Raw genomic sequence first — 24311 nt, 5'->3', positions numbered from 1 at the left:
ACGGATGGTGGCGCCTAGTCGGTTTCCGGTCCGGTGCAGAAGAAGCAGCCGTCCTCGCAGCTGTCGTTCGACGCCGGCGGGTTGCTGGTGCGCACGGCTGGCGGGTGGCGCTCCTGCAGGGTGCTGGTGCGGCCGGGATTCAGCGGGTTTCGTGGCTTCATGGAGGCTTTCAGGTTGTAGGTCGGATGGTGGGACCGGTCAGCAGACGAATGTTCGATTAGCCAGGTTCGATTAGTGGATCGGAGTCCGGTTGGCCAGCACGGGCGCGGCGCCCGTGAAGCCGTCGCGGGTTTCGGCGATGTCGTGGATCTGCTTCCGGCAGGCGTACCAGCCGCCGACCATCAGCGCGCAGGCCACCAGGGTCACCAGCAGCGTGAGCGGGGAATCGATGAAGACCATGACGAGCACGCCGAGCAGGAAGACGAGGGAGAGGTATCCGGTGTAGGGGGCGCCGAACATCCGGAACGAGGGGCGTTCGAGCCAGCCCTTGTCTGCCCACCGTTTGAGCTGGATCTGGCAGAGCACGATGGTGGCCCAGGTGACGACGATGCCTACCGAGGCGACGTTCAGGACGATCTCGAAGGCCTGACCGGGGACCAGGTAGTTCAGCGGGACACCGAGGAGGGAGACGCCTGCGGTGATGGCGATGCCGCCGTAGGGGACGCCGGCTTTGTTCATCCGCTGGGCGAACTTCGGGGCCGATCCGGCTACTGACATGGAGCGCAGGATGCGGCCGGTGGAGTAAAGGCCGGCGTTCAGCGAGGACAGGGCGGCCGTCAGGACCACGAGGTTCATGATGACGTCCACGCCCTGGATGCCGATGGATCCGAAGAACGTCACGAACGGGCTGACGCCTTTTTGGTAGGAGGTGTAGGGCAGCAGCAGGGCTAGCAGGATGACCGAGCCGACGTAGAACACGGCGATGCGGAAGACCACGGAGTTGATGGCCTTGGGCATGATCTTTTCGGGGTTTTCGGTTTCGCCGGCGGCCGTGCCGATCAGTTCGATCGAGGCGTAGGCGAACAGCACGCCCTGCATGAGGATGATCATGGGCAGCAGGCCGTTGGGGAAGATGCCGCCGTTGTCGGTGATGAGGCTGAAGCCGACTTCCTGGCCTTCCAAGGGGGTGCCGAACATGACGAAGTAGCTGCCGATCAGCAGGAACGCGACGAGGGCGGCGACCTTGATCAGGGCGAACCAGAACTCGAGTTCGCCGAAGACCTTGACGGAGGCAAGGTTCAGGCAGAGGACCACGATGAGGGCGATCAGCGCCCACGCCCACTGTGGAACGGTCCCCATCCAGGGGACGTATTTGCCGAAGAAGTTCATGTAGAGGGCCGCGGCGGTGATGTCCACGATGGTGGTGGTGGCCCAGTTGATCCAATAGAACCAGCCGGAGATGAATGCGGCCTTCTCTCCGTAGAATTCGCGGGCGTAGGACACGAACGATCCTGAAGAGGGCCGGTGCAGGACCAGTTCTCCCAGGGCGCGCAGGATCAGGAACGCGAAGAAGCCGCAGACGGCGTAGGCGATGACCAGTGACGGGCCGGCGGCGTTGAGCCGGCCGCCGGCGCCCAGGAACAGGCCGGTTCCGATGGCGCCGCCGATCGCGATCATCTGGATCTGCCGGGGCTTCAGGCTCTTGTGGTAGCCAGAGTCCTCCGCATGGATCAGGGCATCCGAAGCATGGGCGTGGCCACCATCGGCCTCGTACAAGCCAACCTCGTCATTGGGGTTGTTGGGCATGGGTGTTCCTTTCGATCTGTCGGAGATCTAAATGGGGTTTGGAGAGAGATTGTGGGGACAGCGAGGCGTCAGATCAGAAGATCGACCACCCGGTCCGGTCGGACAGGTCGGCGAGAGCCGCCGAGCCTGCCAGGGAATTTCCTTTGGAATCCAGCCGCGGGCTCCAGACGCAGATGGCGCACTCGCCGGGGACGATCGCCAGAATGCCGCCGCCCACACCGCTTTTCCCCGGAAGTCCCACGCGGTAGGCGAACTCGCCGGCGGCGTCATACATGCCGCAGGTCAGCATGATGGAGCCGATGCGCTTTGCCTCGCTCCGGGAGACCACCGCGCCTTGCGCCCCGCGGCCATCCTGCGCGAGGAACAGGCCCGCCTTGGCCACCTCCACGCAGGTCATCATTATTGAGCACTGCCTGACGTAGTTCTCCACCACGGCCTGTGCGGGCCGCCGCAGGTTGCCGAATTCCTTCAAGAAGTGGGCGAGGGCCAGGTTGCGGCTACTGCTGGACAGCTCACTCCTTGCGGCCACCTCATCGATGAAGGGACCCTGTCTTCCATTCTGGTGACCCACCTGGTCGGTGAGGAAGCGCAGGACCTGAGCGGCGGCGTCGGGTGATCTTTCCATCAGGTGGTCGGTGACCACCAGTGCGCCCGAATTGATGAAGGGGTTCCGCGGGATCCCGTGCTCGACTTCAAGCTGGACCAGCGAGTTGAAGGACGTCCCTGACGGCTCGCGAAGGACCCTGGACCACAACGAGCCGGAGTCGTCGGCGCTGAGCGCCATCGCCAGGGTGAAGACCTTGGAAATGCTCTGGATCGAGAACGGAAGATCGGCGTCGCCGGAACTGAAGACTTCTCCGGACGTCGTGGCAACCGCGATGCCGAACCGGTCGAACGGCGGGACCTGCAGGTGGGGAATATTGGCTGGGACTGACCCCGCTTCCGTCCGGGGCCGGTGGCTGCGGACAAGGTCCTCCAGGACCGGGCCAAGCGGCGGCGAATCAAGTGCTGTCATCATTTCTTGCCCAGGTGCTCCTTCTGTGTGCCGGCCCACTCCTGAACATGAAGCAGGGCGACCAATGAATCGCGGGGATTGCCGAAGTTCAGCCCGGTGACCCGGCTGACTTTGTTGATCCGGTAGTAGACGGTGTTCTTATGCAGCTGCATCCGCTTGGCGCACTCGGCCACGTCCAGGGAGGCGTCGAAGAATGCACGCAGGGTTTCGGCCAGTTCCGCGTCGTGTCGGAGGAGGGCCCAGAGGCTGCGGTGCCGGAAGGCCGCCGTCGTGAAGTTTTCGACGGCGTCGTGGAAGAGGATTTCCGCCTCGAAGTCGTCCACGGTGGCTACCGGAACTTCGCCGGACCGTCGCATGCAGCCGAGCAGGGCTTCGGCTATTCCGATCGCGGAATGAATCGAGAGCAGATCGGGGACGACGGGTCCGACGGCGGCAAAGGGGCTGATGCCGAGGTGCTTGGCGGCGTCCTTGACGATTGCCTCGGCCAGGCTCCGCAGTCCGGCGTCGGCGTTGGCGGACTGGAGACCGGGAATGACGACGGCGGTGTCGCCGTGAAACTGTCCCACGATGGCTGACGATTTGTAGGCGGCCGCGTGGATCGACGCGAGATTGGCCAGCTCCCCGTGCTTGAGCGCCGCGTCGTCCTCCCGGGCTTCAGACGCTGAGAGGCCAAGCAGGATCAGCGCCGAGGGGCGGTCCGCCGGGATCTTTTCACTGTGCGCGCTCGCCGCAGCCTCCGCCGGACCCGAAAGGAGGCGCGCGATCCGGTCCTCGCGCATGTGCACGGACTGCTGGTTGCGGTACCGGATGAGCTCGGCGGAGGCACGCGCGGCAGAGCCGGTGAGCACGTAATCAACGTCGTCGCCGAAGCCGGCGCCGGTTTCCTGGAGCCAGATGTAGCCCATGATGCGGTTGCCGGCGAACAAGGTGATGGCGACGCGTTCCCGCAGGCCGTCCTGGGGCCGGGCGGGTACCCGGACCGGGAGGCGGGTCCGGTGCAGCTCGCGGTAGGCGCCAAGGTCTTTGAGCAGGAGTTCGTATTTGCGCGGGCCGCGCCGGGCCAGGATGGAGGCCTTGCGGAGCTCGTCAATGGCGTTGGTGACGGTGGAATATGCCAGGACCTTGTTGGCGGCGTCCTCGATCACGACGTGGCTGGAGGTCAGCCGGGCAGTCGTCTGGGCGATGGCGAAGAGGTCCTCTTCAAGCAGGGTCAGCACTTCGCGCTGGTAGCTGGGCGGCTGGATCCGGTCCTTGGCGATGGACAGGAGGCGGTCCCAGTCCGCGGACGGGTCCACCAGCAGCAGGCCGGTTCCGGCGGCGCGCAGCAGTTCTTCGGCTTCCGCCAGTTCCTCCGGGCTGCCCTTGACGGCCAGGACCAGGGGAGGGTTCTTCAGCAGGCGCCGAACTGCCGGCAACGCGGAGCGTCCGCGAACGCCGACCAACAGGACAAACGCGGCCCCGCCGTCGGAGCTTTCGTCGTCGGCGTCCACGATCAGAAAGCGCTCGATCGTCGCATCCGTGCGGGCGGGCCGAAGCATCAGGGTCGCGGAGCCCAGCGGGAGATCCGCGAGGATGTCGTCCACTGTAGCTGCGGCCATGGGCTTCCTTCTGACATTGGCACCCTCCCGGACGGCTCTGTCCGGACACCTCATGCTATCGAGCGGTTATCCCCGAAAATATGGAAAATATCCTAAGTTACGCGGTCCGTTTTAGGTCCGCGGACCAAGGGGAGCGGCGCCCGGCTGTTGCGCGTCTCCTGGCAACTCCATCCATTGCTCCAGAACTGCCGTTATGACTCCTCAAAAGGGCGTCTACGGAGCAATCGACGGGGGTTGGCCCTTCTGCGGCCCAGCCGATGGGGGTACTGGCAGTGACTCCCGGGCCATAACTGACGCGCTTAGCCTTGGGGACGTGGGTGCGGCCGTCGTTCGGCGGAGCAACCCACGCCCGGCCGAGCGACGGCGGGCGAAAACGCCCGGGGCCTGCGGCACCCGCGACCTGACAGGAGACAACCGACATGCGCATGCGTCAGAGCGGCGGCCCCAGACTCGAGGAAACGACACGGGCCTCACCGCCGCCCCCGCGCCTGCTGGTGTCCTCGGCGGCACTGCTCTGGGGGTTGCAGTTCGCCTTCCTGAACCCCGCGCTGGCGCTCCTGCTGGTCGCGCTGTATGACGCCACCCGCGCCGACGTGGGGTGGGTCCTTGCCGTCTACAACGCCGGCGGGTTTGTCGCTGCCCTGCTGGTGCCCGCCTATGCCGACCGCATGAACAACTATCTGCGGCCCCTCCTGGTCTGCGCCGGCCTGACCCTTGTGCTCGCAGGCGTGCTGGCCGGCACTACCTCGCTCCCGGTCGCCGTCGTCGGCCTGATCGCCCTCGGCGGCCCGGCCGGAGTCGGCGTCTCGCTACTCTTCGCGCACCTCAAGCATTCGGGGGCGCCGCGGGCGGACGTCATGAAGACCCGGGCCGTCGTCTCCGTCGCCTGGGTGGCCGGGCCTCCGCTGGCAACGCTGATCATGGGTACGCTGGGCAACCGGGCCATCCTGCTGGCCCTCGCAGCGGTGGCCGTGCTCAACATTGCCACCACCGCGGCCATGATCCGCCGGAAACCGCAGACGGTCAGCCACCCGACAGGCCCGTCAACCCCGGACGACGACGGGCCGCGGCTGTCCAGGGCAGGCCTCGCCGCCGTCGTCCTCGCGTTCATCGCTTTGCAGGCCACCAACAGTGCCGCGGTGTCCATCATGGGGCTCTTCGTGACCGGCCGGCTTGGCCTGGACGTCCTCTGGGCGGGTATCGCGCTGGGCGTTTCCGCCGCGCTTGAGATCCCCGCGCTGCTTGTCATCGGGCGGCTGAGCGCGCGGTTCTCCAGCCGTGCCCTCATCACCTCAGGCTGCCTCGCCGGGATTGCCTACTACGCCGCGATGGCCTTCATCGCGGACCCCGTGGGCCTCATCGCGCTCCAGATCCTCAATGCCTGGTTCTTTGCGATTGTGGCCGGAGTGGGCCTGACCCTGTTTCAGCAGATCATTCCGCGTCCGGGGCTGGCCTCGGGCCTCTACATGAACACCAGGCGCGTCGGCGCGATCGTCTCCGGCCCGATCATCGCCCTCGGATCCATGACCGCGCTCGGATACCAGGGAGTCTTCGCGGCCTGCGCCGCGCTCGCCGTCGTGGCACTTGCAGCCATCGCGCTGACCCGGACGGCGAAGGCCGCCGTACCGGACCCGGAGGCCGTCCATAGCGTACCGGCGTGAGCATCAGCCGCCCGGCACCTGCCGTCGGCCCCCGCGCCCGAATTCGCCCCGGCCGGAACTTCAGGAAATGATGGGGCCATGGCGAAAACAGACCAGCAGCCCTGGGTGAAGAATTACCAGCCGGGCGTCCCGGCGGAGATCGAACTGCCCACGGAGTCGCTCGTGGACATGCTGGAGCGGTCCGTGGCCGAGGCGGGGAGCGCGCCGGCGCTGGAGTTCTTCGGCCGCCGCACCAGCTACTCCGATCTCGGCGAACAGGTGGACCGGGCCGCCGAGGGCCTGCGCCGCCTCGGCGTCCGCTCTGGTGACCGGGTGGCCCTGATCCTGCCGAACTGCCCGCAGCACGTCGTCGCGTTCTACGCGGTGCTTCGCCTGGGCGCGGTCGTCGTCGAACACAACCCCCTGTACACCCCCGGGGAACTGCGCCACCAGTTTGAGGACCACCAGGCGCGGATCGTGATCGCATGGGACAAGGCCGCGGCGGCGGTCCGGGACCTCCCGGACGACGTCGAAATCGACCACATCGTCTCCGTCAACCTGCTGGAGGCGTTCCCCGCCGTCAAGCGCCTCGCCTTGCACCTGCCGGTGAAGAAACTGCGCGAAACGCGTGCCTCGCTGACCGCGCCGGCGCCCGGCACCACGCCGTGGAAGGAGCTCCTCGCCCACGGCCGGATTGACCCCGCGCACCCGCGGCCCTCAGTGGGCGACCTCGCGGCGATCCAGTACACCTCGGGCACCACCGGCCGGCCCAAGGGTGCCATGCTGACCCATTTCAACCTGTACTCCAACGCGCTGCAGGGCGAGGCCTGGATGCATGGCGCGGAGTACCGCAAAGAGGTGTTCTACGCGATCCTGCCGATGTTCCACGCGTTCGGCATGACGCTCTACCTCACCTACGGCATCCGCAAGCAGGGCCTGCTGGTCCTCTTCCCGAAGTTTGACCCGGATCTGATCCTTGCCGCCATGAAGAAGTCGCCCGCCACCGTCTACTGCGCCGTCCCGCCGATCTACGAGCGCACGGCGATGGCCGCGAAGGAAAAGGGCATCTCGCTGCGGTCCTGCAAATACTGCATTTCCGGCGCCATGAACCTGCCCGACCACGTCGTGGAGCTATGGGAATCGGTGTCCGGCGGGTTGCTCGTGGAGGGCTACGGGATGACCGAGTCCTCGCCGGTGGCCATGGGCAACCCGTTCTTCCCCACCCGGCGCACCGGAACCATCGGCGTGCCGTTCCCGTCCACGCTCATGAAGGTGGTGGACATCGACGACCCGGCCGTTGAGGTGCCGCAGGGCCAGCCGGGGGAGTTGCTGATCAAGGGCCCGCAGGTCTTCCAGGGCTACTGGAACAACCCGGAGGAAACCGCGAAAGCCCTCACGCCCGACGGCTGGCTGCGCACCGGCGACGTCGTCACCGTGGACGCGGACGGCTTCACCAAGATCGTGGACCGGGCAAAGGAACTCATCATCACCGGCGGCTTCAACGTCTCGCCCACCGAAGTGGAGGCCGCGCTGCGGCTGCACCCGGACGTCGCCGACGCCGCCGTGATTGGCAAGCCGCTGGAGCGCGGCGGTGAGATGGTGGTCGCCGCCGTCGAACTCGCCCCGGGTGCCGACCTCGACGAGGAGGCCCTGCGCGCGTACTGCCGCGAGCACCTCGCCGGTTACAAGGTCCCCAAACGGATCGTGGCGATCGGCGACATGCCCCGTTCGATGCTGGGGAAGATCCTCCGCAAGCAGGTGCGCGAGCAAGTTCTGCCGGAGCTGTGAGGAAGCCGAATGCACACTGAAATCGACTTCACCGCAGGCGTCCCGCGCCCCGGCGATCTGGAGGTGGCCTGGATCCACGGATCCGAGTCCGCGAAGCACAACACGGACCCGGACATCCAGGTCCACGCCTACGACGACCACACGTTCATCCTGCGTCAGAACATGGCGGTCAATTACGAGGCGCCGTTCATGTTCCTGCTGTTCGGCAACGCCCGCGCCGTGCTCATCGATACCGGCGCCACCGCGTCCGCGGACTTCTTCCCCCTGCGCCGCGTTATCGACGGGCTCATGGACGCCTGGCTTGCCGCGCATCCCCGCGTCGGTTACCGGCTACTGGTCCTCCACACCCATCCGCACGGCGATCATGTTGCCGGAGATGCCCAGTTCGCAGGGCGCCCCGACACCGTTCTGGTGGACGCGGCCCGGGACAGCGCGTGGGAATTCTTCGGGTTCACTGACAACCCTGACGACGACGGCGTCGCCGCCGACGACTCGGAGGCTGAGGGCCACTCGGACGACGACGGCGGTACCGTTGGCGGCGGCGGCTCCGTGGAGCCGGCGCAGGTGGATCTGGGCGGACGCGTCCTGGAATGCTGGCCGAGCCCGGGGCACCACAACGCGGCCGTCACGTTCTACGATTCGTACACCGGCTTCCTGCTCACCGGAGACACGGTCTATCCCGGCCGGCTGTATATCCAGGACTGGCCCGCGTTTGTCCGCACCATTGACCGGCTGATCGTATTCTGCCGCACGCGCCCCGTCACCCACATCCTGGGCTGCCACATCGAAATGTCGCGGGAGCCCGGCGTCGACTACCCCATCTTCACCACCTACCAGCCGGACGAACCGCCGCTGCAGATGACGGTGGACCACCTCCGGGAGATCCGCCGGGCCATTGACCAGGCCGGCGGACGCCCCGGCCGGCACGTGTCTCCCCGTTTCATCCTCTCCGTCGAGGGGGACTGAGGCGGCAGCCGCCCCGCCGAGAAGCCGCGATCCTCAGCGGCCCCGCAGCGACGCCGCGGCCGGAACACCCGGCGGGAATTCGGGCAGCGCCCCTGCGGGAGTGTGGAAGATCCACAACGAGAGGGCACGGTAGACGGCCCAGTCGTCGTCGGCCGCCCGCAGGGACGCGGTCTGGGATCCGTCCGGCTGTTCGGTGGTCCGGATGACCTGCAACTGGACCGGCGCGGCCTCCGGGAGCCGGAGTGTGACCAGGCCCGAGGCCGGCAGCGTTCCATGCGGGAACCGTACGGCCGCGCCGCCGACGGAGATGTCCAGCAGCTCGCCGCGGACACCCTCGGCCTCCACGGGCGCCTTCACTTCAATCCGGTGCGCGTTGCGGCGTGACGTGGCGAATTCGGCGGCCCGGATCCGCCGGGTGCCCAGGACCAGGACCACGCCGGCAAGCACGAGCCAGGCGCCCGAGGCCACCGTGGAACCGGCCGTCGTCCGCCAGGGAACCAGCCCGGCCAGCCCGGCCGCCGCGTACAGAATGACCGCGGTGATGAGGACCACCATCACGATCAGAATCCGCGGCGTCCGGCCGCGGAGCCGCGAATCGGCGGCGCCCTTGGGCGTGACCTGGAACTCCAGGACGTTGCGGGAGATGAGCCACCAGAGGCACGCCAGGCCCACCGGGACGCGGAAGATCCGCAGGGCGAAGGCCGTGGGCCAGTGGATTTCGTTGCGCATGAGCTGTTTCGAACCCCACAGCCGTACGGTGAACATGACCAGGAAGACCCCGGTGAACAGCAGTGGACCGGCGGTGGAGGTCTGGGCCCCGGACAGCATGATCAGCACCGGAATCAGGAAGGCCACCAGTGTGGCGATGCCCTCCAGCCACCACAGCGTGCCGTTGAGGTACTCGTGGTAGTTCCGCCACGACATCCAGCCCTTGGCCGCCCACAGTTTCTCGTGGACCAGGATCTGCATCGCGCCCATGCCCCAGCGCCGCCGCTGCAGCAGGTACTGGTCCGGCGTCGCCGGCGCCAGCCCGACAGCGAGGGTCTGGTGGTGGTACACGGTCCGCCAGCCGCGCCGGATGAGCTTGAGCGTGGTGTGCATGTCCTCGGTGATGGTTTCGGTGGCCACGCCGCCCACCTCTTCCAGGGCGCTCATCCGCAACAACGACGTCGACCCGCACCAGAAGGGCCCGGCGCCGGGAACGTTGCGGGAGGCCATGAGGACGTTGAAGAAGGTGCCCTGCTCGCCGGTGATGCCGTCGTCGTCGAACGCGCCGCCGTTGTAGAAGGACTGCGGACCCTGGATCAGCGCGATCTCCGGGTCCTCGAACCAGCCCAATGTGGCGGTGAGGAAGGTGGGCAACGGCACGTGGTCGCAGTCCAGCACGGCGATGATGTCGATGCCCGGGCCGCCTACGGCCTTTTCCGCGGCCATCAGGCCCAGCGCGTGGTTCATGTTGCCGGCCTTGGCGTGGTCGTGGACGTCCCGGCGGACGTAGCGGGCGCCGTAGGCGGCGCACATTTCCTCAACCCAGGGCCGGTCGCCGTCGTCGAGGACCCAGGTCTCATGGTCCGGGGCGAGTTCGCAGGCCGCGGCCACCGTGGGCGTCAGCACCTCGATGGGCTCGTTGTACGTGGGGATCAGGACTGCGACCCGCATGCCGTTGGGTGCCTCGGTCACCGGCGCCGGCGGATGGCTGTCGATGTTCCACACGGACCACGCCTTCAGGATGAGGCCGGCCAGCGGCAGGGCCTCGAAGGTCACCAGGATCCAGGCGATGGTCAGGTTCCATTGACCGGACGGCATCGTGAACAGCACACGCCACGTCAGGTACAGGACCAAGGCCGCGATGGCCGCAAGGCCGCCAAGATGGGCGAGCCGCCGGGACCGGGGCGCCTCCGGCCCGGGAGGTCCCAGACGGGCAGCCCAGCCGGCAATGCCCGCGCGGGTCAGCGCCGTGGCATCAAGTTGTGCGGGCCGCGGCGCCGCAGAAGTCTTGTCGGCCGACAGTCCCCCAGCCGATGCGCTTTCGGCGCGCTGCCGTAGATCCTCACGAGACACGTGATCTCCCTCAGCTAGATCCGGTGCTCAAGTCCGATCATCGTAGCCGCGGAGTACCCCCTGTCGCCGGGGCCGGCGTAATACTTGCACAAAACTGCGCCCGGAGTGCTGTTTGGGAGGCGCCAGGAGCCGTCACCGCATGTTAATGCGCCGGAACCCGCTGCGCAGGCGCCCAGTGCGCTGCGGTTTGGTGCACCGACTTAGTGCACTGGCTTAGTGCACTGCGACGTTGTCCGCGTCCCCGGGCCCGACGAAATTGCACGAGCCCGGATGGCGCACGGGCAGCGTGCAGGTGCGCCCGGTGGGCAAGTGGACATTGGCGCACCGTCCTGCCAGGGCCACATCTTCCCGGACATGCGTGACGTGCGTGCTGCTCAGATCCCGGGTTCCTTCCTCACTGCTGGCGGGCTGGGGGCTTCCGGACGGACGGCGCTCTTGGCTGTTCACGGCTGCAACTCCTCGGGATCTGTTCTGCAGGAAAGATGGGAAGGATGCTTAGTTTCCGAAGTCCCCAGCCTTGCACGGTTGGGTTAACACCGGGTTACGGGGGCGTTAGGGTCCCGTCTCGGCTGTGGACTGCGGGCGGGCCCGGGGCGCAGGGAGTTCGGCAATCCAATCGCCTGCCAAACCTTTCGCCGGGGCCAGGCCGTTCCTCATACTGGAAAGGCAGATCCGCGATCCGGGCAGGCGAGGACGGTGGTGGCTGATGAGCAGCGGGGTGAGCGGTTCCAGCAGTGCGTTCCGGCGCCGGGTGGAGCGCGCGGCGGAACTTCGTGGCGTGCGGGCCTCCGGCAGCACCGCCCAGGAAAATGATGCGCTCAACGCGGCGGAGGAGGAACTCCGGCAGAAGCGGGCCAAGATTGACGACGCCGCCAAGGCCGAGTACCTGATCCGCGATGCCATGGCGCAGGGCAAGTTCGACAACCTCAAGTACGCCGGCAAGCCCATCCCGGGCCTGGGGGAGGTGTACGACCCCGACTGGTGGGTCAAGGGCCTGATCCAGCGGGAGAATATCTCCGGCCTGGGCCCGAAGGCGATCCTGCTCCGCACCGAGGACGCCGAACTCGATGCCCGGCTCGATGCCCAGTTCGGCGAGAAGCAGGTGCGCGAGATGGTGGAGGACTTCAACGCCCGGGTCATCGATGCCCGGCGGCAGCTTCAGGGCGGCCCGCCGGTGATCACCAAGACGCGCGACGTCGACGTCGAACTGGACCGCTGGCGGGGGCGCCGGGCTGCCGCGGCAGCCGCTGCTCCGCCCGAGCCGGAACCGGCCCAGTCCTGGTGGCGGCGGCTCTGGAACGGCTCCGCTTAGGCGCTGCCTAGGCGCTGCCCGGGGGATGCCCGGTGGAACCCCGCACCACCAGCTGCGTCGGAACGAGATGCAGCCGCTGCGGAAGATCCCGGGTTTCCCGCCGTTCAAGGATGTACCGGCCTGCCTGCAGGCCCACGGCGAAGTTGCCGTTGTCCACCGAGGTCAGGGACAGGTGACGGATGCGGGCGAGGTACGTGTTGTCGTAGCCGACCAGCGAGAGGTCGCCCGGCACCGTGAGGCCCTGGTCCGCGGCGGCCGAGAGCGCGCCAATGCAGGCGAGGTCGTTGAACGCAAAAATCGCGGTGGGCCGCTGCAGTCCGGCCAGCAGGCGGCGCGCGGCCTCGTACCCGCTTTCCTCGCTCATGCCGCCAGCCACCACCCAAGGATCAAGCCCGGAATCCCGCATCGCGGCCTCGTAGCCTGCCCGCCTCAGCCGGCCGATCTCGCCGGGGCCCTGCAGGTGGGCGATCCGCCGGTGGCCCAGGGCAATGAGGTGCTCGGCCGCCTGACGGGCCCCGGATTCATCGTCGTCGACCACGATGTCCGCCCCGGGCAGCGCCGGCTCCCGGGTGCCGGCGAGGACCACCGGCACGGTCGCGATGGCGGCCTCCAGGGCGGCCTCCTCTGAGGTGGTGCCGACCACCACAAGACCGTCGATTCGCTGCTCCAGCAGAGTCTCCACGGACCGTCGGCCCACCCTGTTGTCGGTGTAGGAATCAACCAGCACGGGGGAGACCCCGGCTGCGTGCAGCGTCGCGCTCAGGCCCTCGAGGAGTTCGACAAACCAGGGATTCCGGAGATCGTTGAGCAGGACGCCGATAGTGCCGCTGTGCGCGCTGGAGAGCCCGCGGGCCAACTGGTTGGGCCTGTAGCCGAGTTCGGCCATAGCGTCCAGGACGGCCCGACGGCGGTCTGCACCCACGTTGGACGATCCGCCCAGCACCAGCGACACGAGGGATTTGGACACCCCGGCGCGCTCGGCGACGTCGCGGATGGTGGGCCGGCGGGGCGGATGGCCGGGAGCCGGCGGCTGGTTCATGGCGCTCCTCCTCTGGATGCCGTCCCAGCATAAGGGGTTGACGGGTGATCCCGACAAAGTCCATTATGGACCGGTCCAAGTATTTGTCCAAGTAGTTCGTCAATGGGGTTTGCCCAGCAGTGAGGAATTGTTATGAGTGCACCACAGTCGCCAAAGCCCGCCCGCCACGAGACAGGACACTGACGTGCTGCGCTTTGCTCTCTTAGGCGCCGGTTTCATCGGCTCCGTTCACGCCGCCAACCTCGCCGCCCACCCCGGCGTCGAATTTTCCCGCATCTATGACATCGACCGGAGCCGGGCACAGGCCCTGGCCGAGACACACGGGGCCAGCGCCGCCGCGGACTTGGACGAGGTGTTCGATCCGGAAAACATTGACGCCGTTTTCATCGCTTCCTCCACCGACACCCACGCCCGGCATCTGGTCCGCGCCGCCGACGCCGGCCTGGCCGTACTGTGCGAAAAGCCGATCGACCTGGACCTTGACCGGGCCCGGGAAGCCGCCGCCCACGCGGCGGGGCGCGCCGTCCCGGTCATGATCGACTTCAACCGCCGCTTCGACCGCGACTACGCGGAACTCAAGCGGACCATCGACGCCGGTGAGATCGGCGACGTCGAACTCCTCCAGCTCACCACCCGGGGCCCGGCCCTCCCGCCGCTGTCCTACATCGCCACCTCGGGCGGCCAGATGCGGGACCAGACCGTGCACTTTTTCGACCTCGCCCGCTGGCTCACCGGGCTGGACCCGGTGGAAGTTTTCGCCGCCGGCTCCGCCCTGTCAGATCCCCGCCTGGCCGAGTACGACGACGTCGACACCTCCGCGGTCACCCTCCGGCTGCCCACCGGTGCGCTGGTGCAGATCGACAGCGTCCGGCGGACGGGCTACGGCTACGACGAGCGGATCGAGGTCATGGGCTCCGCCGGTTTGGTCGAGGCCGGACGCCGCCGCACCGGAGCCGTGTCGCGGTACCGCGCCGGCCAGGTGGTGGACGACGGGCTGCACCCCGGGTGGTTCGAACGCGTCCAGCCCACCTATGCCGCCGCCCTGGCCCACTTCGTTGCCGCGGTGGAGAGCGGGACGCCCCTGACGCCCTCGCTCGATGACGGGCTGAAGGCCCAGGCCATCGCGGAGGCCGCCACGCGCTCCCTGCACACTGGCCGCTCGGAGCGGATCGAATACACGGCGACGACTGCCTCCGGGTATGGCAACGGCGCCCGCACCACGGCGGTCCGTTCATGACCGGGAACCGCTCGCTCCCCGTGTCCCGGGTCCCGGACTCCCGCGACGCACCCCCGCTGCGCTGGGCGATCATGGGGCCGGGCTGGATTGCGGAACGCTTCACGGAATCCGTCCAGGCACACACCTCACAGGTGATTGCCGCCATCGGGTCCCGCTCGCTGGACCGCTCCGAACTGTTTGCCGCACGCCACGGCATCCCAGCGGCCTTCGGCAGCTATAAAGAGCTGGCGGCCTCCGACGTCGACATCATCTACGTGGCCACGCCGCACAACTTCCACTACAAGGCCGCCCTGCTGGCGCTCGACGCCGGCAAGCACGTCCTGATCGAGAAGCCGATCGGCATCAACCGCGAACAGGCGGCCGGCATCGCCGACCGGGCCGCCGAGGCCGGACTGTTTGCCGCCGAAGCCATGTGGACATTCTTCCTGCCCAAGTTCGACGTCATCCGTCAGGTGCTCGACTCCGGAATGCTCGGGGACCTTACGACGGTCTTCGCCGAATACGGTGAGCACTTTGACCGCAGCCACCGGATCTTCGACCCGGCCCTGGCAGGCGGGCCGCTGCTGGACCTCGGGACCTATCCGCTCTCGCTCATCACGTCCGTCCTGGGCGAACCGGACCATCTCCTGGCACTCGGCGAACCGCACGAATCCGGAGTCAACGCCCAGCTTTCCGCCGTCATGTCCTTCGCCGGCGGACGCCAGGCCATGATGAACACCCAATTGCACAATTTCACGCCGACCTCTGCCACCATCGTGGGCACGGAGGCCTCCCTGACCATCGACGGGCCCTTCAACATGCCCGGCGGCTTCGCCGTCCGCTTCCCCGACGGCACCCGGCTGGCCTACGAGGAGCCGGCCGGAGCGCACTTTGAAGGCCTGCACTACGAGGCCGCCGCCGTCGCGCGTGCCATCGCGGCAGGGCAACTCGAGGTTCCGCAACGGCCGCTCGCCGAATCCATCCGGACCATGGCCGTCGCCGACGCCATCAGGAACCAGCTCGGAATCGTGTTCCCCGGCGAAAGCTCGGCATCGGGGCGCCGTGACTGACATTCTTGCTGGATAGGTTGCCCGGCGAGGGGCCTCCATTCGGCGAGCCCTCCAAGCGGGAGCCGGACGCCGTCGGGCGTTGCGGGCGTTATTCGGCGGACGGCCGCCTTCGCTGCTGTTTCGTCGCGGCCCGCTGTTCCTTGGCGGCCAGGCGCCGACGGTTCGAGCCCCGCGTGGGTTTGGTCGCCCGGCGTCGGGCAGCATCGGGGGCAAGGCCCTCTGCCACGAGGGCTGCGAGCTTAGCCAATGCAATCTCGCGATTGCGCAGCTGGGAGCGCCGTTCGGAGGCGGTCACGGTGATCACCCCGGCGATGAGCCGCGGTCCGAGACGCGTGACCAGCCGCAGCCGTTGGCCCTCCGACAGTGCCGCCGAGGCGGCGAGGTTCCATGAGAGTTCGACGCGGCTGTCCGAGGTATTGACGTGTTGACCGCCCGGCCCGGACGACCGCGAGAACCGCCAGCCGAGTTCCGCCGAGGGAATCGTGAGCGCAGGCGACACCTCGAGGTCCATGCACCTAGCGTTGCACGATCTGGCCGCAATCAAAGCCCCGGTCCCGCGGGGGCTCAAGAGTAACTGTCTCAGGCGGGTACCCGTCCGTACGCTGACCTCCCAGAGAACGATGCCGTCGTTAGATGTGGCCCGGGCATACGCAATATGGGCCATGCAATATATGGTCGGCGTTCGAAATCCGACCCGGACACTATTCGCAGGGTTCAGGCACGGATGAAACAACGGTAAGAGACATTCCGGCGAGGCGAAACGCCGGAGCAAGTAGAGCAATTGTGAAGCCGTCATGGGCCCATGGCGGTGCATTTTGTTAGTATCGCTAGGTGCTAGATGATGCGTTCGGCCGTCGTCCCGACGGGGCGGTCAGTGCCGCGCGTCGCGCACTGTACGGCCGGGCAGGTCGTTCAGATTTTCCACGGACTTTTGGCGACTGGCAGCCCCGCGCCGTGGTTTTCGACTGCGATGGGCTACTGATGGATACCGAATCCCTGTGGATTCAAACCCAGCGTCTTGTCAGCGAAAGCCATGGCGTCCTCTTCGACGCCGACTTGCAGCACCGCCTCGTTGGCCTCCCCGCCAGCCGCATAGGGCCGTTGATTGCCTCTCGTGCGGGAGAGGACCCCCAGTTACTTGTTGAACAATTACTCCAGGTCAATATGGCCATGGTGGCTGAATCTGCCGTGCCGATGCCGGGCGCGCGATCCTTCGTCGCGGCAGTCTCCTCGCGAGTCCCGGTGGCAGTGGCCAGTAATTCCGCCCGGCGCATCTTGGATCAGACGCTGCTTCGTGGCGCGTTCGACGGGGGGTTCAGCGTCACGATTTCCGCAGACGAAGTCGCCAATCCGAAACCGGAACCGGACGTGTATCTTGCCGCCGTGGACGCCCTGAATTTGTATCCGGAGGATTGCTTGGCTTTCGAAGACTCCGAGGCCGGGGCCTCCGCCGCGCGCTCCGCGGGAATGAAAGTCATCGCAATACCCGCTTCGCCGGACCAGAAACCAATGGCTGACCTGACGCGCGACTCCTTGGAAGCATCCGACCTTCTGAACTGGGTGGAGGGCTGGGCCTGAGAGAAGGTCCTGCCGGATCTTCAGGATCCGGCCTGGTGCCGGCATCGCACCCGAGTTGCGAGACGCCGACAATGCATGAGTGCAGATTCCCATCTGCGATCCATTTCCGTCGTCCGAGGCGTTCAAAGGAACTAATGGGGAGATATCGGGGGGCTGCTTCGTGATTGGCGAATTGCGCCTTGGTACGTCTGCCTGAGGTGTTCGACGGTGGCATCGTAGTGCCGGCTCGCGTAGGCGGCGTACAGAATATCGATTACCAGCAGCTGGCCCCATTTGCTCGTCACGGATTCTCCGTAGAGTTCCCCGCCGCTGGGAACAGTGGCGGTGTACAAGAGAACATCCGCGTATTCGTGCAGCGGGGAACCCTCGGTGCCGGTGATGGCAATCGTCGCCGCCCCGCGTTTTTGGGCCAAGTGCATCGCGTCGATGATGGGGGTACTTTGGCCGGAGTCGCTGATTCCGATCAGCAAATCTCCCGGCTCGATGATGGCCGCCAGCATGACCTGGATCGTCGTGTCCCGGTACAACATGCACTTCTTACCGGCCCGGGTGAAGCGCATGACAGCTTCCTCAGCCGCGATGCTGGATGATCCCATGCAGCAGAAGATCACGGTGTTGGAGGCGTCGATGATGTCGACCGCGCGCTCGATGGACTTAATATCTTGTCGGTTCGCGGTCCGTCTGAGGGACTGAATGCTGCTTCGTTCGACCTTCCCGGCGATATCTTCTGTCGAGTCTCCGCGGTTGACGCCTTCGTAAACGACCTCCGAATTCGTTGACTGTGCGCCGCTTGCAGCTTTGGAGATGAAGGTAGCTTCGGCCAGACCGAGCATCATGGATTTGTAACCATCGATGCCCAGTTCTTTCACGAACCTGGACACAGTCGATTCTCCGACGCCGGCAGCGAGGGCGAGTTCGGTGATGGTCATGGCCTGGGCCTGCTCGGGGGACTTCAGCACTGCCTCGGCTACCAGACGAAGCGAGGGTGGCAGGTACGGCAACCGCCCCGATATTCGGTGCAGCAGTCCGCCTCCTGTAGAGGTCTCCGTCATTGTGCAATCTCCGGTCTAGGGCTATGTGGCCAGCGCGTTCAGCAGGTTTTCCACCGCGGCTTCGGTAGCTCGATCCACGCTTTCCTTAGTGTATCCACCGATGTGCGGGGTGGTGATGACCCTCGGATGCGAAATCAATTTGCTCGGTGCAGGCGGTTCCGAGCTAAAGACGTCGGTGGCGAGGGTGTCCACCCGTCCGGAGTCCAGAGCCTGAAGCATTGCTGCGTCGTCTATGAGCGACGCCCTGGCCGTATTGATAACGATGGCGCCGTCCCGGAGCAGTCCTATCGCCTCGGCGCCAAGGACCGGGAGGCCTGCCGGCGGCATGTGAAGCGATACGATCTGGCTTGCTGACAGGACAGTCTCCAATGGCGCCCAGGAGAAATCGGGAGACGGATTGAAGGATGCCAGGGGGTATTCATCGAACGCCAGCACTTTCATCCCCAGTCCCAAAGCCAGGGAGGCCACGCGGCGGCCGATTTGGCCGCACCCGATGACACCCAGGACCTGGCCGGCGATTTCGCGGCCTGGTCGGCGATTCCAATCCCCTGATTTCAGTTGTGCGTCATGCCAAGGGATACTGCGACAGCTGGCCAGCATGAGTGCGATCGTCAGTTCCGCGACTCCCTGGGAATTTGCTCCCGGTGCCGTGACGACACTTATGCCAAGACGAGCAGCTGCCCCCTGGTCGATGGAGTCAACGCCCACGCCGTTGCGGGAGATGGCCCGAAGGTTCGGAAGTTCTTCCAGCAACGCGCCGGAAAGGACTTCGGTCCCGGCCAGATAACCGACACAGCCACTCAGGGAGGACCGGATCTGTTCCTCACTGGGCACGGCTCCCGGAGCCGGATAGATGAGTTCGTATCCGGCGTCTTCCAGCAGCCTGAGGGCCGGGTGCCCCCCGCCCGAAAGCGAGCGGGGGGTCACTGCAATGCGGCCCTTCCGGCCGGTGGCTGATGTTCCAGTTGGCGGCATGGAGCTCAGGCCTGCCAACGGGGATTGTCAATGAACTCCGGCTTGCCGTCGCTTTCGACGCACAGCTTGCGGAATCCCTTGGTCTCGATGGTCCCGTAGTCATGGCCGGCGTGCCCGGGAAACGCGAAGAACGTCACTAGCGGCTCGGTATCGGAGACATTGATGCTGCGGTGGGCGTAGCGGCGCGGAACGTATACCGCCTGTCCCGGAGTGAATTCGGCCGCCTGCCAGTCACCTTCGGGGTTCTCCATGAGCATGTAACCGCGTCCGCTCAGGCAGTAGTAGATTTCCGCCGTGTCCAGGACCTCATGAAAGTGTCCTTTGGTCATGTGGTACTCATTGCCCACCTTTCCCGGATACGTGATGCTTGTTCCGTATGCCACGTCGCCGCTGGTGGAGGGGACCCCCATGTCGAAGAACTCGTACACCAGCACGTCCTCCTTGGCGAGCTGAGCAGTGGCGGCCTCCTGGTCGGCGTACATCTCGGCCATGGCAGAGAGGCGGCGCTGCAGGGGGGCTTTGCTTTTTGACAGTCCGGTGACGACGTTGAAGTCGGTGACGACTGCTTCGACAGTCGTTGCGGGGGTGGTGTTCATGAGAGGTTCTCCTTCTGGGATACGGTGTGGGCAATGTCGGAAAGGCGGTCAAAGTCCGCTCCCCGGGTGGGAATATCGATGTTGAATACGTCGGCGATCACGCGGGTCCAGCCGTGGATGAAGTACACCCAGCCGTCCTCCACCCGGACCTGTTGCTCCGCCTGTTGCGACCGGGCCTGGTCCAGGAAGACCAGATCGCCGCGGTAGTTGAAATCCCAGGCGATGGCTCCCTGGGGGAAGGTGACACTGTCGGTCAGCGGCGAACCAGGACGGTCTTTGCCCAGTCCGGTGGCGTTGATGATCAGGGATCCGGGAGACGCGTTGGCAACGACGTCGTCGTTGGTCGATTCGTCCGTTGCCTGGACGTACGTGATCGGCAGCGTGCTGCTGATCCTGACGTGCATTTCCCGCATTTCCTCGAGCCGCAGACTCCGGCGGTTGGTGACAATGATTTTCTTGGGACCGGGGAGGCCAGCGGCGGCGCGCTGGTGCAGGTACAGGGTGAGTGCCAGGGAGGACCCGCCGGCGCCGAGCAATACCAAGTCTGCCGGCGAGTCTTCCCAGTAGTTTTCGGGAAGGATGGCTTCCAGAGACAGGCCGCTGGTGACGGCGTCCATGGCGTTGCCCCAGAGGCGCGGGGACCGTTTGCTGATGCTGCTGATCTCGTGCAAGAGTTGCGCATCGGGGCCAAAGTCGTCGAAGAGATCGCGGGCAGCGCTGACAATGTCCAATTTGTGGGTCGTTACCAGTGCCCCGAGCGACATCGGGTCGGATTTCAGGAAACCGACGACGTCCCGGTAGGCCTCCCGTGGCGCGCCCAACGGCAGATCAATGCCTTTGAGGGTCGCATTCAGGCCGAGCTCTTTGGCCCAGGCCGGGAAGACTTTCATGATGGAGGATTTGTTCGTCGTGACACCGATGAAGTACATCGTCGGTTCGACGGCGGGCAGTAGCGTCACAGGGCGCTCCTAGAGTTTGGTGGTCGGTGGGGTGGTGGATTCGTGTTCTTCCCAGTCGCAGGCGCGGGCGACGGCCTTCTGCCAGCCGGCGTACAGGGAGGAGCGCTTTTCTTCTGACATGTCCGGAACAAAGGCCCGGTCGAGCGCAAACGTGTCCCGCAGTTCGTCCTGGCTGTTCCAGAATCCGCAGGCCAGGCCCGCGAGAAGCGCAGCACCCCGCGCGGTCGATTCCACCTGGCGTGGACGAAGGACCGGGACGTTCACCATGTCGGCCTGGAACTGCATGAGGAAGTTGTTGCGCACAGCCCCACCGTCGACCCGGATTTCCGAGACGGGGAGACCGGCGTCGGCTTCCATGCAATTAATCACGTCCTTGATCTGGAACGCGATGGATTCCAGGGTGGCCCGGATAATGTGGTTCCGGCTCGATCCCCTCGTCAGTCCGAGGATCGCCCCGCGGGCATACGGATCCCAGTAGGGTGCAGCCAGGCCGGTGAACGCGGGTACAACGTACACCCCGCCGGAATCCTCGACCCGCATCGCAGCGTATTCGCTGTCGGCCGCGTCGTAGATGACCCGCAGCTCATCCCGCAGCCATTGGATTGACGCCGCCGCCACGAAGATCAGTCCTTCGAGCGCATACTCGACCTTGCCGCCGATACCCCAGGCAATCGTGGTCAGCATGCCGTTTGCCGAGCTGACGGGCTTGTCTCCGGTATTCATGACCAGGCTGGCGCCCGTGCCGTAGGTGGCCTTGACCATTCCGCGGTCGAAACACGCCTGGCCGAACAACGCTGCCTGTTGGTCGCCGATGGCCGCGGCGACCGGGATGTGGGCGCCGGCGAAGATTCCGTCGCAGGTGTATCCGTAGATCTCGCTGCTGGGACGCACTTCGGGAAGGATGAGCCGGGGTACGCCGATCTCGGTGAGCAGTTTGTCGTCCCAGTCCAGCGTGTTGATGTTGAACAGCATCGTCCGGGCAGCATTGGAGTAGTCCGTGACGTGCGCTGCCCCGGCGGTCAGGTTCCAGATGAGCCAGCTATCGATGGTGCCGAAGCACAGTTCGCCGGCCTCTGCCCGGACACGTGCACCAGGCACATTGTCCAGCATCCACGCAATCTTGGTGCCGGAGAAGTAGGCGTCTATGACCAGGCCCGTTGTGGAGCGGACATGGTCCTCCAAGCCCTTCTCCTTTAGGCCGTCACACGCGCCTGCTGTTCGCCGGTCCTGCCAGACGATGGCGTTCATGATGGGTTTGCCGGTGCCGCGGTCCCAGATGACTGTTGTTTCGCGTTGGTTGGTCACGCCGATGGCACCGATGTCGTGCGGGTCGATGTTGGCCCCCAGCAGCGCGCGGCGGGCCACGGCGAGTTGCGTGTTCCAGATTTCCATGGGGTCGTGTTCCACCCACCCCGGCTTAGGGTATATCTGGGTGAATTCCTGGCTGGCTTCGCCTACGATCTCCACGTCTGAGTTGTAAATTATTGCCCGGATGCCGGTCGTCCCGGCATCCAGCGCCATGATGTACTTCGTCGTCATCGCCGATCCATTTCTGTGCGCGTTGCGGGTTGGTGCAACGCGTTAATTCGATTCGAAAAGGATCATGGCTTTCATCCCTTGGCCCGATCCTGCGTAGGCCATGGCCTTCTCGATGTCATCCAGTGTGAATGTCTGGCTGACCAGTGGCGAGAGGTCCAGGCGGCGTTCTCCGACCAGCCGAAGGGATTCGGCATAGTCGGAGTTGCTTGACCCTGTCGTCCCCGTGAGTGTCAGGCCCTGGTAGTGGACCCTGTTGGTGTCCAGCGGCACGGCCTGTGCCTTACCGAGTCCGGCAAAGAAGTTCACGCGTCCGTGGGTGGCCAGCAGCTGGACCGCCTGGGCCTGCACTTCGGCTTTGGACACGCACGTCAGGGCAACGTCTATGCCACGGCCTCCGGTCTCTTCATCCACCACGGTGGCAAGGTCGCGTTCGGTGAGGTTGACCAGCACATCGGCCCCGACGGATGCAGCGAAGTCCAGACGCGGCTGCCTGTTGTTTGAGACGATGATTTTCCGGGCACCGTAGAGTTTGCTCAGCATGACGTGGCAGGCGCCGATGGGTCCGGCGCCCATGATCAACACCGTGGTGCTCGGCCCCACGCCCAGCTTGCTGACAGCGTTGTAGCAGCACGAAAGTGGTTCCACCAGGGCCGCTTCTGCGTACGTCACGCTCCCGGGCAAGTGGAACACGTTGCCCCGGTTGATGGCGAAGCCGGGTATGCGCACGTATTCCTGGAAGCCGCCGTCCATGGTGATGCCGAAGGCTTCGTAGGAGGGACACATGTTGTTCAAGCCCACGAGGCAGTTCGCGCATCGCCCGCAGCCGACGTTCGGCGTGACGCTGACCCGGTCACCCACGGCGTAGCCCACCACTTCACTGCCTGCCTCGATGATTTCCCCGGCAAATTCGTGGCCGAGCACGCGTGGGGTGCCGTCCTGCAGTTTGAAGTGCCCGTTGGCGGCGATCCGCCGGTCAGTTCCGCAAATTGACGCAGCCCGGACTTTGATGACGATGTCGCCGGCTCCCGCAATTGGCGTCGGGATTTCGTCGACTGTGATGTTGCCCGGGGAATGGAGGCGTGCTGCTTTCACTGGGTCCGCACCTCCGCCTGCGCCTCGTCCGAAACAGCGAAGAGCACTTTGTTGTACCAGATCGCCCGATCGGTGAGCTTCCTGAATGTTGCGGGCGCCGCCTCGAGGGGCAGGACATGGCTGATCAGTTCGTCCACGTGGAGATCGCGGCCCAGATGGGCGATGACCATGTCCCATTCGCTGCGGCCCTTGGGCGCAACTTTGGCGTTCCACGTCCCGTAGAGCCGCAATTCCCGCCGCAGGAGCGAGGAGACGGCGGCCTTGGCCAGATGCAGGTCCCCGCTCAGGTCCCCGAGAAGGACCACCTGCCCCTGGACTGACGCTGCGTCGATCGCCTGGACCAGCGCGTTCGGATTTCCAGTCGCCTCGACGGCGATCTGCGGACCCCACCCGCCGGTGGCTGTCTTGGCAAGTTCGGCCGTGTCACCCGCTTTGGCATCGAGAGTCTCGAAGCCGAGGCCGGTCATGATCTCCAGCTTACGGTCGTCGATATCGGCCACCAGGACACGGGAACAGCCCAGAATCCGCAGCCACTGCGCGGCGAGGGCGCCGATGGGGCCGGCTCCAATCACCAGGGCCGTGGCATGGGTGGGGATCTGCACCTTCAGCATGGCGTGCAGGGCAACTCCGGCAGGTTCCACCATGGCCGCGTGGGTGAGGGGCATGTCGTTTGGAACGCGGAAGATGCTGCGCTCTGGCACCCACATCCTCTCGGACATGGCACCGTGCCTGCGGGAGCCGAAGTAGTCGTATCCGGTGCCCAGCGCATATTCGCCGATCTCGGACATCGGGTCATCGTGCCTGTGCAGCAGCGGAAAGACCGCCGCGCGGTCCCCCGGCGTAAGGCCGGGGCTGTGCGGGGCTTCCTCGACGATGGCCGAAAACTCATGTCCGAGCACCAGGGGGTAGCGATACGCCTTGCCGTGCCCGTAACGGAGCACATCGGATCCGCAGACTCCGACGGCGCCGACACGCACCAGCACGGGGTTGTCCCCGACCGGGTCTGGATCCGGGATGTCCGCGTATTCCAGATCGTTGAGTCCGTTAAGGATGGCAGCTTTCATGGTGT

The 24311-nt window shown here is 65.9% G+C and carries 21 protein-coding genes; 7 read left to right on the top strand and 14 right to left on the bottom strand.

The window, feature by feature from the left end; genetic code table 11:
* Nucleotides 1–14 precede the first annotated feature (14 nt).
* The 4 genes from C9424_RS21410 to C9424_RS07350 all read right to left on the bottom strand — a co-directional run bounded on the left by C9424_RS21410 (nt 15) and on the right by C9424_RS07350 (nt 4359).
* Nucleotides 15–161: a hypothetical protein gene (locus C9424_RS21410; protein WP_161958206.1), complete on the bottom strand. Its 147-nt coding sequence runs from the start codon at nt 159–161 to the stop codon at nt 15–17.
* Between the two features lie 70 nt (nt 162–231).
* A complete protein-coding gene (locus C9424_RS07360) occupies nt 232–1746 on the bottom strand; it encodes an amino acid permease (protein ID WP_116766229.1) in 1515 nt (504 codons plus the stop codon).
* A gap of 73 nt (nt 1747–1819) precedes the next feature.
* The gene (locus tag C9424_RS07355; protein ID WP_116766228.1) at nt 1820–2764 is read right to left on the bottom strand and encodes a glutaminase; all 945 of its coding nucleotides are present in this window, start codon (nt 2762–2764) and stop codon (nt 1820–1822) included.
* Nucleotides 2761–4359 (bottom strand): PucR family transcriptional regulator, encoded by a 1599-nt coding sequence (locus C9424_RS07350; protein WP_116766227.1) that lies wholly within the window; start codon nt 4357–4359, stop codon nt 2761–2763. Before C9424_RS07350 ends, C9424_RS07355 begins: the two co-directional genes overlap by 4 nt.
* Before the next feature lie 419 nt (nt 4360–4778).
* On the opposite strand from C9424_RS07350, the gene C9424_RS07345 reads away from it, so the two are divergent.
* The 3 genes from C9424_RS07345 (at nt 4779) to C9424_RS07335 (ending at nt 8753) form a co-directional block, all read left to right on the top strand.
* Nucleotides 4779–6020 carry an MFS transporter gene (locus C9424_RS07345; protein ID WP_237563345.1) on the top strand — a complete coding sequence of 414 codons (1242 nt, stop codon included), beginning with the start codon at nt 4779–4781 and terminating at the stop codon, nt 6018–6020.
* A 78-nt stretch (nt 6021–6098) separates the two neighbouring features.
* A complete protein-coding gene (locus tag C9424_RS07340; RefSeq protein WP_116766226.1) occupies nt 6099–7787 on the top strand; it encodes a long-chain-fatty-acid--CoA ligase in 1689 nt (562 codons plus the stop codon).
* 9 nt (nt 7788–7796) lie between these two features.
* On the top strand, nt 7797–8753 hold the full coding sequence (locus tag C9424_RS07335) for an MBL fold metallo-hydrolase (RefSeq protein WP_116766225.1): 957 nt from the start codon (nt 7797–7799) through the stop codon (nt 8751–8753).
* 33 nt (nt 8754–8786) lie between these two features.
* Here the strand turns inward: C9424_RS07335 and C9424_RS07330 are convergent, their stop codons facing one another.
* Nucleotides 8787–10814 (bottom strand): glycosyltransferase family 2 protein, encoded by a 2028-nt coding sequence (locus C9424_RS07330; protein ID WP_133247490.1) that lies wholly within the window; start codon nt 10812–10814, stop codon nt 8787–8789.
* 706 nt (nt 10815–11520) lie between these two features.
* Between C9424_RS07330 and C9424_RS07320 the strand changes: the two genes are divergently transcribed.
* Nucleotides 11521–12126, top strand: a complete 606-nt coding sequence (locus C9424_RS07320; protein ID WP_202615802.1) for a J-domain-containing protein — start codon at nt 11521–11523, stop codon at nt 12124–12126.
* A 7-nt stretch (nt 12127–12133) separates the two neighbouring features.
* On the opposite strand, the gene C9424_RS07315 is transcribed toward C9424_RS07320, so the two are convergent.
* Complete coding sequence (locus tag C9424_RS07315; RefSeq protein WP_116766222.1) at nt 12134–13165, bottom strand: LacI family DNA-binding transcriptional regulator; 1032 nt, start codon at nt 13163–13165, stop codon at nt 12134–12136.
* Between the two features lie 184 nt (nt 13166–13349).
* On the opposite strand from C9424_RS07315, the gene C9424_RS07310 reads away from it, so the two are divergent.
* Complete coding sequence (locus C9424_RS07310; RefSeq protein ID WP_116766221.1) at nt 13350–14402, top strand: Gfo/Idh/MocA family oxidoreductase; 1053 nt, start codon at nt 13350–13352, stop codon at nt 14400–14402.
* Entirely contained in the window at nt 14399–15451 is a 1053-nt protein-coding gene (locus tag C9424_RS07305) for a Gfo/Idh/MocA family protein (RefSeq protein WP_116766220.1), read from the top strand. The genes C9424_RS07310 and C9424_RS07305 overlap by 4 nt, the downstream gene beginning before the upstream one ends.
* 88 nt (nt 15452–15539) lie before the next feature.
* Here the strand turns inward: C9424_RS07305 and arfB are convergent, their stop codons facing one another.
* Entirely contained in the window at nt 15540–15962 is a 423-nt protein-coding gene (arfB, locus tag C9424_RS07300; RefSeq protein ID WP_116766219.1) for an alternative ribosome rescue aminoacyl-tRNA hydrolase ArfB, read from the bottom strand.
* Nucleotides 15963–16342: 380 nt separating this feature from the next.
* Between arfB and C9424_RS07295 the strand changes: the two genes are divergently transcribed.
* Complete coding sequence (locus C9424_RS07295; protein ID WP_272914141.1) at nt 16343–17029, top strand: HAD family hydrolase; 687 nt, start codon at nt 16343–16345, stop codon at nt 17027–17029.
* 131 nt (nt 17030–17160) lie between these two features.
* Here the strand turns inward: C9424_RS07295 and C9424_RS07290 are convergent, their stop codons facing one another.
* The 7 genes from C9424_RS07290 to C9424_RS07260 are packed head-to-tail and all read right to left on the bottom strand — an operon-like array spanning nt 17161 to nt 24306.
* Nucleotides 17161–18081, bottom strand: a complete 921-nt coding sequence (locus C9424_RS07290) for a MurR/RpiR family transcriptional regulator (protein ID WP_091253128.1) — start codon at nt 18079–18081, stop codon at nt 17161–17163.
* A gap of 21 nt (nt 18082–18102) precedes the next feature.
* Nucleotides 18103–19008: a phosphoglycerate dehydrogenase gene (locus C9424_RS07285; RefSeq protein WP_237563344.1), complete on the bottom strand. Its 906-nt coding sequence runs from the start codon at nt 19006–19008 to the stop codon at nt 18103–18105.
* A gap of 53 nt (nt 19009–19061) precedes the next feature.
* Nucleotides 19062–19652 (bottom strand): glucose-6-phosphate isomerase, encoded by a 591-nt coding sequence (locus tag C9424_RS07280; protein WP_116766218.1) that lies wholly within the window; start codon nt 19650–19652, stop codon nt 19062–19064.
* The gene (locus C9424_RS07275) at nt 19649–20611 is read right to left on the bottom strand and encodes a shikimate dehydrogenase family protein (protein WP_116766217.1); all 963 of its coding nucleotides are present in this window, start codon (nt 20609–20611) and stop codon (nt 19649–19651) included. Before C9424_RS07275 ends, C9424_RS07280 begins: the two co-directional genes overlap by 4 nt.
* 9 nt (nt 20612–20620) lie before the next feature.
* Complete coding sequence (gene glpK / locus C9424_RS07270; RefSeq protein WP_116766216.1) at nt 20621–22150, bottom strand: glycerol kinase GlpK; 1530 nt, start codon at nt 22148–22150, stop codon at nt 20621–20623.
* Nucleotides 22151–22192: 42 nt separating this feature from the next.
* Nucleotides 22193–23242: a zinc-dependent dehydrogenase gene (locus C9424_RS07265; protein ID WP_116766215.1), complete on the bottom strand. Its 1050-nt coding sequence runs from the start codon at nt 23240–23242 to the stop codon at nt 22193–22195.
* Entirely contained in the window at nt 23239–24306 is a 1068-nt protein-coding gene (locus tag C9424_RS07260) for a galactitol-1-phosphate 5-dehydrogenase (protein ID WP_116766214.1), read from the bottom strand. Before C9424_RS07260 ends, C9424_RS07265 begins: the two co-directional genes overlap by 4 nt.
* Nucleotides 24307–24311: the final 5 nt, after the last annotated feature.

Origin of the sequence: Arthrobacter sp. H-02-3 (assembly GCF_003097355.1) — a bacterium.
GTDB classification, from domain to species: domain Bacteria; phylum Actinomycetota; class Actinomycetes; order Actinomycetales; family Micrococcaceae; genus Arthrobacter; species Arthrobacter humicola.
The sequence above is the reverse complement of the archived record's forward strand: the minus strand, read 5'-3'. Positions and strand labels throughout refer to the sequence as shown.